General features: G+C 35.8%; 12 protein-coding genes. All 12 read right to left on the minus strand.

Annotation, left to right across the window (positions count from 1 at the left end; translation table 11 throughout):
- Positions 1-8: 8 nt before the first annotated feature.
- The 12 genes from DM447_RS14135 to pabB all read right to left on the minus strand — a co-directional run bounded on the left by DM447_RS14135 (position 9) and on the right by pabB (position 12467).
- On the minus strand, positions 9-962 hold the full coding sequence (locus DM447_RS14135; protein WP_112181830.1) for a gluconeogenesis factor YvcK family protein: 954 nt from the start codon (positions 960-962) through the stop codon (positions 9-11).
- Positions 963-965: 3 nt separating this feature from the next.
- Positions 966-1847 carry an RNase adapter RapZ gene (gene rapZ / locus DM447_RS14140; RefSeq protein ID WP_112181831.1) on the minus strand — a complete coding sequence of 294 codons (882 nt, stop codon included), beginning with the start codon at positions 1845-1847 and terminating at the stop codon, positions 966-968.
- Positions 1848-2034: 187 nt separating this feature from the next.
- Entirely contained in the window at positions 2035-2487 is a 453-nt protein-coding gene (locus tag DM447_RS14145) for an 8-oxo-dGTP diphosphatase (protein ID WP_112181832.1), read from the minus strand.
- Between the two features lie 236 nt (positions 2488-2723).
- On the minus strand, positions 2724-3674 hold the full coding sequence (gene trxB, locus DM447_RS14150; protein WP_112181833.1) for a thioredoxin-disulfide reductase: 951 nt from the start codon (positions 3672-3674) through the stop codon (positions 2724-2726).
- Positions 3675-3788: 114 nt separating this feature from the next.
- Entirely contained in the window at positions 3789-4802 is a 1014-nt protein-coding gene (locus tag DM447_RS14155; RefSeq protein ID WP_112181834.1) for a tetratricopeptide repeat protein, read from the minus strand.
- Between the two features lie 166 nt (positions 4803-4968).
- Positions 4969-6627, minus strand: coding sequence for a glycerol-3-phosphate dehydrogenase/oxidase (locus DM447_RS14160; protein ID WP_112181835.1), 1659 nt, complete (start codon positions 6625-6627; stop codon positions 4969-4971).
- Between the two features lie 85 nt (positions 6628-6712).
- Positions 6713-7246 carry an acyltransferase gene (locus DM447_RS14165; RefSeq protein WP_112181836.1) on the minus strand — a complete coding sequence of 178 codons (534 nt, stop codon included), beginning with the start codon at positions 7244-7246 and terminating at the stop codon, positions 6713-6715.
- Positions 7247-7249: 3 nt separating this feature from the next.
- On the minus strand, positions 7250-7888 hold the full coding sequence (gene ppaX, locus DM447_RS14170) for a pyrophosphatase PpaX (RefSeq protein ID WP_112181837.1): 639 nt from the start codon (positions 7886-7888) through the stop codon (positions 7250-7252).
- The gene (locus DM447_RS14175) at positions 7863-8825 is read right to left on the minus strand and encodes a nucleoside recognition domain-containing protein (RefSeq protein WP_112181838.1); all 963 of its coding nucleotides are present in this window, start codon (positions 8823-8825) and stop codon (positions 7863-7865) included. Before DM447_RS14175 ends, ppaX begins: the two co-directional genes overlap by 26 nt.
- A gap of 11 nt (positions 8826-8836) precedes the next feature.
- Complete coding sequence (gene lgt / locus DM447_RS14180) at positions 8837-9667, minus strand: prolipoprotein diacylglyceryl transferase (RefSeq protein WP_112181839.1); 831 nt, start codon at positions 9665-9667, stop codon at positions 8837-8839.
- Between the two features lie 23 nt (positions 9668-9690).
- Positions 9691-10644, minus strand: coding sequence for an HPr(Ser) kinase/phosphatase (gene hprK, locus DM447_RS14185; protein WP_112181840.1), 954 nt, complete (start codon positions 10642-10644; stop codon positions 9691-9693).
- A 110-nt stretch (positions 10645-10754) separates the two neighbouring features.
- Positions 10755-12467, minus strand: coding sequence for an aminodeoxychorismate synthase component I (gene pabB, locus DM447_RS14190; protein WP_241964530.1), 1713 nt, complete (start codon positions 12465-12467; stop codon positions 10755-10757).
- Between the last annotated feature and the right edge of the window lie 23 nt (positions 12468-12490).

Consider the following 12490-nt stretch of genomic DNA (forward strand, 5'->3'; position numbering starts at 1 on the left):
CTTCTCCATTATCCTACTAAGTTACTTAAAATTTTCGCCACTTTTCCAGTATCATGACGTAACATTTTTTTAGTATAATCAATGATATCAGCTTCAATAATTTCTAAACCCATTTCAATTAGGCGATCCGTATCATAGATGACTGGTTCGGCATTCTCTTTTGCATATTTTTTTTGCAAACTTTCATCAATTGGTTTGTTATGGACGAGTACAGAATGAATACAACCTTCTCCTACATGCTGTGTAATTGCTTTGACATGATCAGCAGCCGTATATCCTGTTGTTTCTCCTTCTTGTGTCATAACATTACAAACATATACTACTTTACCTCTAGCATCTCTTAACGCATCACCAATTTCCGGTACAATTAAATTCGGCATTGTACTCGTATACAAACTTCCAGGTGCAATCACTACTAAATCTGCTTCTTTAATAGCAACAATCGCTTCTGGTAATGGCAATACGATCTCCGGCTTTAAAAATACACGTTTAATTACTTTTCCAGCAAGCGGAATATTTGATTCACCTGCTATAATTTCACCGTCTTCCATTTCGGCATGCAAAAACATATTTTGATTAGCGATCGGATATATATTACCTTTTACATTCAAGACGCGGGATATTTCCTTAATTCCATCATAAAAGTCTCCTGTAACAGATGTCATTGCAGCTAATAATAAATTCCCCATTGAATGTCCAGATAATCCATTGCCATTCACAAAACGATGTTGAAACAGCTGTAATAACATAGGTTCTACTTCTGATAAAGCAGCAATGACATTTCGAATATCTCCAGGAGCAGGCATTGACATTTCCGTTCGTAATCTTCCAGAACTTCCTCCATCATCAGCAACTGTTACAATTGCTGATAAATCAATCGGATACTCTTTTAATCCACGTAATAGCACAGGCATTCCTGTTCCACCACCTATCACTACTACATTTTGCTTCCTATCCATCATATATTAATGTCCCTTTCTCTTGTCAATATCTCGATGACTCACATGTGTCACATATTGTGATGCAAAATGACTTTTTAAAAACTCAGCAAGTGCAACAGAGCGATGTTGACCACCAGTACAGCCAATTGCAATTACAAGCTGACTCTTCCCTTCTTTCTTATATTGAGGCAACATGAATGTAAGTAAATCAACTATTTTTTCTATAAATTTCTGTGTATCGGACCATTTAAATACATAGGAAGCTACTTCTTTATTCAATCCAGTTAAAGGTCGCATATTTTCTACGTAATGTGGATTAGGTAAAAAACGTACGTCGAATACTAAATCGGCATCAATTGGAAGCCCATATTTAAATCCAAAAGAGACCGCATGAACAGCAAATATCTTTTGCTCGTCTTCACCATATTTACTAACAATTTTATCGCGCAACTCTTTTGGCTTTAAGTTTGTCGTGTCAATGAAGTATTGCGCTCTTCCCCTTAATTCATCCAGCATCATACGTTCCTGTTTAATACCATCCAGTGGTAATCCATCAGGTGCAAGTGGATGAGATCGTCTTGTTTCTTTATATCTAGATACGAGCATCTTTTCTTGTGCATCTAAAAATAAAATATGCTCTTCTAGCCAATCTGCTTTACCCAAATTATCCAACGCTTCAAATAATGTATCAAAAAACTCTCGCCCTCTTAGATCCATTACTAATGCAACTTTATGAATGTTGTTACTCGCATCCTTCATTAATTCTAAAAATTTAGGAAGTAATGCTGGGGGTAAATTATCCACACAATAGTAGCCTAAGTCTTCAAAGCTTTGGACAGCAACTGTTTTACCAGCTCCAGACATGCCTGTAATAATGACTAACTTTGTTTCTTGCTCTTTGGCCATCATCCATCTCTCCCTGTTTAAAGTGTGTGTTCAAAAAGTCGGTAAATTAGAAGCAAGCAGGTCGAGGCGGCGAAGCTTCTGAGGACCGAAGTGTAGGTTTTCCCTACATGAGGACCGGAAGAACAAGCCAACGAAGAGATGCGCCGCTTATCATTTAGTGACTTTTTGAACATCCTCTTAAAGATCATTAGTCTAAGTTATACTTCAACACTTTGTAGTCTTTTGTATACTCAAAACTTCCATATACAAGCTGAGAATGATTTAATAACTGCTGATGTATATATTTATCACTTGGTGCCATCGGCTTTTCTAATACTTTATTAATTGGCACCCATTCTAATTCTCCTTCATCACAAAAGTCAACCAAGTGTCCTTCATAATGATCACAAATAAACGTAAACATCATCCATTCACTTATGACCGCTCCCTCATTGCTTTTAATCATTGAGAAAACACCTCGCAGCTGAGGAGTTTGTAATATTAGACCTGTTTCTTCACGATATTCTCTTACAACTGAATCTTTTATTGATTCTTTTAGTTCCATCTTACCGCCAGGCATTGCATACCAGCCATGGCTCGGTTTTTTTAATAATAAAATATGATCATTATGCCTTAATATACAGTTTGTTATCCGTTGCAAATCAATTCACTCTTTCTATAGCAATATATACTATTATACTATATCTCCGATCCCCTATCTAATTTAAAATTCACTTTTCGTTTGATGGCAAAAAAAATACACAGGCAATATCGCCTGTGCAAACTATATTAAAAAAGGGGGTTAATTAGTTACTTATAGTATAACCAAACTTTATTGCATCCGTATTACAGGAGAGTTAAAATGCAATGACTTTATATTATCTTTTTATGACGGATCTATTTAATGGTCTCTAATGATTCCATTAAATCTTCCACATATGCTTGTGCTGCTTGTGCTGCAATACTTCCATCGCCTGTTGCTGTAACAATCTGACGTAGTTCTTTATCACGAATATCTCCAGCCGCATAAATACCAGGGATAGCTGTTTCCATTTTTTCATTTGTTGTTACGTAACCTTCTTCATTTATAATTCCAAGTTCTTTAAATGGTTCATTTAATGGATTCATACCTATATAGATAAATGTTCCATGGGCGTCATGCTCGTATTCTGATCCTGTCTTTTTATCCAATAGGGTTAGACTACTAACTTTACCGTCTTTTCCATTAATGTTTTTAACAATAGTATCCCAAATAAAATCAATTTTATTGTTATTAAATGCGCGATCCTGAATGATTTTTTGAGCACGCAACGTGTCACGACGATGTACAATCGTAACTTTACGAGCAAAGCGTGTTAAATAGATACCTTCTTCTACGGCCGAATCTCCGCCACCAACGACGATTAAATCTTTTTCTTTAAAGAATGCCCCATCACAAACTGCACAATAAGAAACACCACGTCCTCCTAATTCTTCTTCTCCTGGAACACCTAATTTTTTAAATTGTGCACCAGTTGAAAGAATAATAGCACGAGCTTTGTATTCTTTCTTACCAGCAATAATTGTTTTATATTCTTTACCATCTATTATTTCTTTAATATCTCCATATGCATAAGTAGCACCGAAATTTTTTGAGTGCTCAAACATTTTATTAGATAAGTCTGGTCCTAGAATACTATCATAACCAGGGTAATTCTCAACGTCCTCTGTGTTAGCCATTTGTCCACCTGGAATACCACGCTCTAACATTAAGGTATCCAAATTAGCTCGGGATGTATATAAAGCAGCTGTCATACCAGCAGGTCCAGCACCAGCAATGATAACATCGTAAATACGTTCTTCAGACATATTATTCATCCTTTCTTTTGCAAATCGTAACGATTATTATACCCATTATCGTATATAAATTAGTGCGCGTCTATTATTCTGCTCAATATTAATTAAATGAGAAATACTTCTATTCTATTGTTCTATTTCCCATGGAAGTGGTTCTGATTTTAGAAGAGGATGTTGCTTACATCCCTCATTCCAAATGCGCTCAGATTGAATTCTATCTCCAACTTGATATGCTGTAATACTGAAGTATTTGTAATACCTCATATGTCCTTTTACTTTTGATTTTGCTAAGCGAATAAATCGTTGGTATGCATATTGATAATACTTTATTTGTGCAAGAGTAGTAGCTATTCGTAATTTTTGTTCTTCATGAATCGGATAAACATTCATAAGGGTACCTTGTAATCGGTCAACTTTTTCAACTTCTTGTCGTTCATAATAAAATAAGATTAAATTAGTTCGTACAAAAATAGACTGTGGATCTTTTTCTAACCACTTTTCCTCTATCCGTATTGCTTCTTCCTGATCTCCCGAATAAAAGAGTGCATAACAGTATTCATGTTTAGCAGTTTGATGGTCTGGAAACAGTGCCATCATTTCTTTTAATAGTGGCATTGCAAGTTCCCATTCTTGTCTTTCCAAATGATAAAATGCAGTTTCTTGATAAACCAATAGTTCATCTTCTTCTTCCAACCAATCATCATCTTCGTCAGCACCAATATCTAAAACAGTTAATAATTGCTCTGTTTCTTCTTTAAATTCACCAGCTGGGTCTTTTTCTAAATATAAATCCGCATATTTTTTTGCATCTTTTAATAAACCTAAATGCGCATAATTATTAGCAATTAGATAATAACATTCGAGATAGTCATCTCCATGTTCCTTAATGATGCCTGTTAATATTTGATTAGCCGTATGATAAGAGCCAATTTCAGTATATATAATTGATATTTGACAAGGGTATATTGCTTCTTCTGGATCTGCCTCTGTCGCTTTTTTGAGCCATTTTAATGCAATGTCAAATTTTCGTTTATAAAAGGCGTCTACACCTTTTGAGAAATAAAAATCACCTTCAGGAATAAATGGGATGACATTATCTTTTGTTTTATATTGCGTATCTGTATCTTCTGTTATTGTCATATGTCTCCCCCAAATTACACAAAAACAACAAAGCTTCTATGAAAATTTTTGTTACCCGAGTGAAGTATATCACATTTTCTTATTGCATTAAATGAGGAAACATTGTTTAATTTGTTTTTTTACCTAAAAAAGCTTGACAAATATCAAGTTTTTAACAAAATAGTGGTTATTTGTTCGTATGATTGGTCATTTCTTTAATTCCTTGCATTAGCTCGCGGTGATAGTAGGCTCTTTCTTCTGAATTCCAGTAAAGTTCACTTTGTAAATAATCCAACACACCGCGTGCATTTCGTTTAACAGTAGTTATATCAAACAGCAAGGCACCCGTTCGTCGAATGAAAAAGTCTTGTGGTTTGTATATGCATTCTTCTTGAAGACTATAAACAAGTTCAGAGAAAACGATAGGATCAACACCATACCTAAGAGCTTCTGCTTTAAAATTACGATAATACTCCCAAATTTTCACTACATTTGAACCATAACGATCGATATACTTTATCTTTGTTTTTTTATCTATTTCTATATCTTTTATCTCTATCAATTGTTCTTGTTTAAAAAGTGTAAAACCTTTTGAACCATTAACATCTCCACCAGAGATTGGAATCCGTTTTGTATCAGATTTGGAGTATAAGATGCCAATTTCTTGTTTGAATTGCTTTACAATTTCATCTACTACATTTTCAGCCATCTTACGATAAGCTATTAATTTACCACCAGCAATGGATATAAGTCCTGATGGCGAAACAAATATTTCATCTTTTCGTGATATTGAACTAGGATCTTTGCCATCTTTAGCAATTAGCGGTCGTAAACCAGCCCAACTAGATTCTATTTTCATTTCATCTACTTGTAATGTGGGAAAGATGTGATGAATTGCTTCCAATAAATACGTACGATCAGCCTCATCTACAGTCGGGTTAAAAATATCTCCCTTATAAACAGTATCGGTTGTTCCAACATATGTTTTTTCGTCACGTGGTATAGCGAATATCATTTTGCCATCTTTATGATCAAAGTAAATTGCTTGTTGTAATGGGAAATCTTTTTGATCAAATACGAGGTGAACACCCTTTGTTAAATGCAACGATTTTTCTTGTTTGGAATTATCCATTTCTCTAATTGTATCAACCCATGGACCCGTTGCATTCACAATTTTTTTTGCGAATACTTGGTACGTTTCTCCTGTAATTTGATCTTCTAATTCTACTCCGTTTGCTTTACCTGTTTCATCATAAAGCAAGTTAGACACTTTGATATAGTTCATTGCTTTTGTGCCTAACTCGACTGCCTTTTTGACTACCTCAATTGTTAAACGAGCATCATCTGTTTTATACTCAACATAATAGCCAGCACCTCTTAAATGTGCACGTTGTAATAGTGGCTCTTTTTCTAGTGTTTGTTTTTTGGAAAGCATTTGATGACGCTCTTGTTTTTTTACTCCAGCTAAGAAATCATATAATTGTAGTGCTAATCTTGCTTTTATTGGTGTAAGTTTACTTTTTTGGTAGAGTGGTAATAACATTGTTTCTGGTTTTGTAAGATGGGGACCGTTCTCGTAGACAATTGTTCTTTCTTTCCCAACTTCAGTGACTACTTTTGCTTCACTATGTTCCACATACCGGAGACCACCGTGAATTAGTTTTGTCGATCGACTTGATGTCCCTTCAGCGAAATCTTGCATATCGACTAGAGCTGTTCTCATGCCTCTCGACGTAGCGTCTAAAGCAATACCTGCTCCAGTGATCCCTCCACCAATAACAAATACATCATATGATTCACTTGCTAATGCTTCACACATTTCTTGACGATATATATTCGAAAACATAGCCTACCCCCTTTCTCTATTTCTCTAGAAATATAGGAAAACGCGAGAAACAATTTTGTTTCGCGCGCAGTTTATGATTATTTACTTATGCATGATCTTTAAAAAAATCATCTTGTTTTAACCTATTTTTCATTTCTTCTTCCGAGTAAATTAACCGCATCGGATTTCCACCTACAAATGTCCCACTCGTTACATCCTTATGTACAACTGTACCTGCGGCTATAACTGCGCCATCACCGATCGTAACACCAGGTAATATAATACTGTTGGCACCAATCATCACTTCATCGCCTATTGAAACATTTCCTAAACGATATTCTTTAATTAAGTATTCATGTGCGAGAATAGTTGTATTATATCCTATAACCGTGTTTTTTCCTACAGATATGCGTTCTGGAAACATAATATCTAACATAACCATTAAAGCAAAAGCTGTTTGATCGCCAACTTTCATTCTCAAAAAAGTTCGATACAACCAATTTTTTAATGATAGAACTGGCGTGTATCTTGCCAGTTGAATCACAATAAAATTTTTAATCACTTTCCAAAAAGGAACTGTTTTGTAAATATGCCATAATGAATTTGCACCTTTTACAGAATAGCGTTCCGTGTTTCGCATTATCTACACCTCGAGAATCTTTAATAGATCGCGCATCTCTTCAAGCATATAATCAGGTTTATAAGCAGCTAAAGCTTCTTTGCCTTTGATAGACCATGCCACTCCTGCCGTTTTTATTCCTGCATTTTGTCCGGCTTCTATATCATGATAGTTATCTCCTACCATAATTGCATGAAGCGGGTTTGCTTTTAATTGCGTTAATGCTTTAATAATTGGTTCAGGATGTGGTTTAGCATTTGTAACGTTATCGAGTCCGATCACAATATCAAACGCGTCTTCCATTCCTGTAAGTTTTAGACCAAGTAGAGCCGTATCACGCATTTTTGTCGTAACAATTCCAAGTTGATAGCCCTTTTCCTTTAATGTCTTAATCGTATCAACGACAGTAGGATAGGCCGTAACATATTTGTCATGATTAGCTAAATTATGTTCTCGGTATGTTGCAACCATTGTCTCGACATTATCTGGATCAACTTGCTGTAAACTATCATATAAAGGCGGACCAATAAATGATAATATTTGCTCTCTCGTATAAGGTGTTTCACTATGTTTTTCTAATGTGTGTGTAAAAGATGCAATAATTAATTCGTTTGTGTCTATCAATGTACCATCTAAATCAAACAGAATCGTACGAATGTCCATCTGCTAATTCTTCCTTTCTTTTTCTCAACTGATTTCGGTTCCAAATGAAGCCGATGCATGCTGTTAAAATAAGTGCAGTAAAGAGCCGGATCAATAATAGTGGCCAAACTGGTATACCAAGTGGGATAAAAACAAGTGTATCTTCCACAACAGCGTGACAAGACACAAGGAAAATGAAAGCCAAGTACATGTCTTTCTTTGACACTCCGTCTTCTTTTACTGCCTGAACCATTACTCCTGCCCCATATGCCAAACCAATTAATAAACCCGCGACTAAAGTCATTGAAGCATTAGTATTCATACCCATTAGTCTTGTAAATGGTTCTAAACGATCAGATATTTTCTTCATCCAGCCTATTTCACGGAATATTTGTAGTATAACCATTAATGGTATAACAATAAGTGCAAGTTGCAGTACACTAACAGTTGCCGTCTGGATACCTTCGATTCCTATAGCTAACCAACCTTCAGGAGGAGCAGGATCTGATGAAATAAATCCATACTGCGCCAGTTCCTGTCCACCTTCCCAAAAAGTATGGATCATAAATGCAGAAAATAGTGCAAGTGTAATGCGAATACCAACAACAATTGGCCATTTAATTCCGACACGTGTTGCAACAGATGACTCAATAAATAAGTTATGAGAGAAAGACAGCATAACTGCCATAATAAACACTTCTCTTACAGTAAAATCAAAAGAAACAATTGCAGCAATGCCGGCGTACAGATTTAACGTATTACCTAATACTAATGGCACTGCCGCCTCACCAGAAAGACCTATCCAACTCATCATTGGAGTCAACACGTCTACAACCCAAGGCAACACAGGTGTGAATTGTAAAATCGTAATAAGCACGGTAATGGGGAATATGACCTTACTTAGTGTCCATGTTACCTCTAATCCTTGTTTCACACCTCGAATCAGCATCTCTTTCACATTCAATCCTCCTAGACTTTTTTGCCATTATATCGTCTATTGACAGTTTTTGATTTCCGACGATATGCAATAAGAGCTATACCAACTAGGACAAGCACAATTGAAATGACTTGAGCAGTTCTTAATGTACCAATAATATAGAGGCTATCTGTACGCATTCCTTCTATGAAATAGCGTCCAATTGAATACCATATAATATAGCTAAGAAATACTTCCCCACGTAAAGGGTTATATTTTCTCAGTATAAGCAGTAGGATAATACCAATGAAACTTAATACCGATTCATATAGGAAAGTTGGATGGTATAATACACCATCTATGTACATTTGATTTTCTATAAAATCTGGCAAGAATCGAATGAAATTATCGTAAGCTGCATCTGACACTGGACCGCCATGTGCTTCTTGATTGACAAAATTACCCCAACGACCAATTGCTTGGCCTAAAAGAAGACCAGGTGCTGCGATATCTGCTAGTTGCCAAAACGACACTTTTTTAACACGAGCGAAGATTATTGCAGTGATCACGGATCCTATTAACGCACCATGTATTGCAATTCCACCTTCCCAAACTGCAAAGATGCTCCACCAAGGCCTTCCTTGGTATTGTTCCCATTCAAATATCACATAATAAATTCTGGCTGAGATAATTGCGATTGGAAGTGCAAAAATAATTAAGTCTGTAAATATATCTTTCTGCAAACCCAGTCGTTCAGATTCTCTAGTTGCCATCCACAATCCTAAAAATACGCCTGATACAATAATGACCGCATACCAATAAATGGTGAATGGTCCTACTTCTATAAAGATTCGATCAATTGGTGGTGATACAGTAAATAGCAAAACAAACTTCCCCCTTCTTCTTTCTAATCTAAGTCAAAATCCGGACCAAGATTTGTCTTCTCTTTTCCAATCATTGTTGTTAATCTTGTTGAGAATTCCTCTGCGGCATTAACACCCATTTGTTTTAAACGGAAATTCATTGCTGCAACTTCAATAATAACTGCTAAATTTCTACCTGGACGTACTGGCAAAATCGCTTTTGGCACGTCTACATCGATAATTTTCATCGTTTCTTCTTCTAATCCTAGTCGATCATACGTTTTTTTATCATCCCAAGATTCTAAATTGATCACATAAGATATTTTTTTATAGGAGCGAACGGATCCAGCACCAAACAATGTCATAACATTAATAATGCCTAAGCCTCTTATCTCCAATAAATGTTCAATTAGTGGAGGAGAAGAACCAATTAAACGATCATAATCCTCTTGTCTAATTTCGACACTATCATCTGCTACAAGACGATGTCCTCGTTTTACTAATTCTAAAGCTGTCTCACTTTTCCCGACACCACTTTGTCCCATAATTAAAACACCGACACCATAAATATCTACTAATACACCGTGCATTGCTGTGAATGGTGCAAATTTCGCTTCTAAGAAGTTAGTCAATCTACTTACAACACGTGTGGTTTTATAAGGAGAACGTAATAACGGAACGTTCGCTTCCTCACAAGCATTGATTAATTCATCTGGAACTTCCATCCCTCTTGATACGACTATTCCTGGTGTTTCATCCGTAGACATTCTTTTCGCACGATCTGTTCTTTCCGCTGAAGAAAGATCCTTATAATAAGAAAGTTCTGTTTTACCAAGTAATTGTAATCTTTTTTTCGGATAATATCTGAAGTAACCCGTCATTTCAATTCCTGGTCTAGATATATCACTCATAATTATTTCACGCTGTAAGCCTTCTTTACCAGCTAGTAATTCTAATTTAAATTGATCCAATAAATCTTGCGTGTGAACCTTTGTCATCTTAATCCCTCCATCATACCATCATCATCGCTGTGGATTTATAGTGTATACTTATTGTAGCATTTATTATATATACATTCACCAAATTAGTCGATTAGTTAAAATACTATTTACATATTATTTAATGTAACTGGAAGCCAACCTCTAACACTATTGATAAACCAAATACGATCAAAGCTTGCTAAATCATTACGGTTAATGACTTTTTCTTGAATAATACCTGTTTCTAACAAGTGTGCACGATAGGTGCCAGCTAATAAACCAGAATCTAGTGGTGGCGTATAGTATGTACCAGCTTTTTCTACTACAACATTACCAATTATAAATTCTGTTATTTCATGTTGCTTATTCCATAATAAAGTAGAGAATACGTTTGGATCGTCTAATTGGTGTTGCTTATAGTGCGTTCGATTAGTCGTTTTATGAAATAGAAAAGGATCCTGTTTATCAATTGGTAATGATGCCAATGTACACACGACATCGCCAATTATCTCTTTTACTTCTTGAACTTCTGTGGAAACCTCGCCCTGCTTAGAAACAAGGAGTCGAACTTTATATTTTTTAGATGGATGACCTTGCAATACTTGATTTAATTTTTGCTTAACGGTCGCTATGTCTATCTTAAAATTGAAATAGCTTGCTGACTCAAGCAACCGTTTCAAGTGATATTCTTGCAATGGATAATTCCCATGATCAAGTAAGATCGATTCTAGTAAATCAAAATCAGGACGCTTTTCTGTTAACATTTTTGCTTTTGTTTTCATCTCTTGATATTCATTTTCAACTGTGGAATCCCAAGTAATCCCTCCACCTACACCATAAGTAGCTGTTTGACTTTCTTTATCAATAATAACTGTGCGAATCGGTACATTAAATGTTGCTTCTTTATTAGGAGTGATAAAACCGATCGCACCACAATAAACCTCTCTAGGAGTATCTTCAAGTTCTGCTATATACTCCATCGTTTTTATTTTTGGTGCACCAGTAATCGATCCACATGGAAATAGCGCAGTAAACCAGTCTAATAAATGAGTATCTTTTTCAAGTTCTGCGGTTACCGTCGAGGTCATTTGATTAACAGTTGGATAGGACTCCACATCTAAAAGATTCGGTACAGCTACTGTGCCTTTTTTTGCGATTTTTCCTAAATCATTTCGTAAAAGATCAACAATCATCATATTTTCTGCACGCTCTTTTTCAGAGGAGGTTAATTGTTCTATTAACTGCCTATCTTCTTCACCATAACGACCACGAGGTGCCGTCCCCTTCATTGGTTTTGTTGTGATGGTACTATTGTTCACTCGAAAGAATAATTCTGGTGAGGCAGATAGTATTTTAAAATCTCCAATATCTAAATAAGCGCTGTATGGTGCTTGCTGATTTTTAATCAACTGTTTGTAAAAAGCAAAGTCATCCCCAGTAAAAGTTGCCTGTAACCGGCTCGTATAATTAACTTGATATGTATCTCCACGCGCAATAGCTTGTTTAATATTTTTAATGCCTTCTTGGTAGCTTTCCTCACTTGATGTAAATGTCCAATCGGAAACAGTGTAGTCTTGTAATAGTGGTGTTGCTTCGATTGCTGAAGGAGCTTCGTATACTCCGAACCATACAAGTGGTAGGTTGCCACTTTCTTTGACATGATAACGCGCTTCAAAAGCAGCTGCAGCTTCGTATGAAACATATCCAGCTACATAAAAGCCAGCATCGATTGCCTTTTCAGCTTTTCTAAAAATAGACGTAACCTCTGTTAATAACTTTGTTTGATATATTTTAATTGGCTCACGGAATTCAGTCTTCTGTGTACTCCCATCATGATCCATAAACTCGAAAATAAGGTCTGGAT

The sequence above is a fragment of the Paraliobacillus zengyii genome (assembly GCF_003268595.1).
GTDB lineage: Bacteria > Bacillota > Bacilli > Bacillales > Amphibacillaceae > Paraliobacillus_A > Paraliobacillus_A zengyii.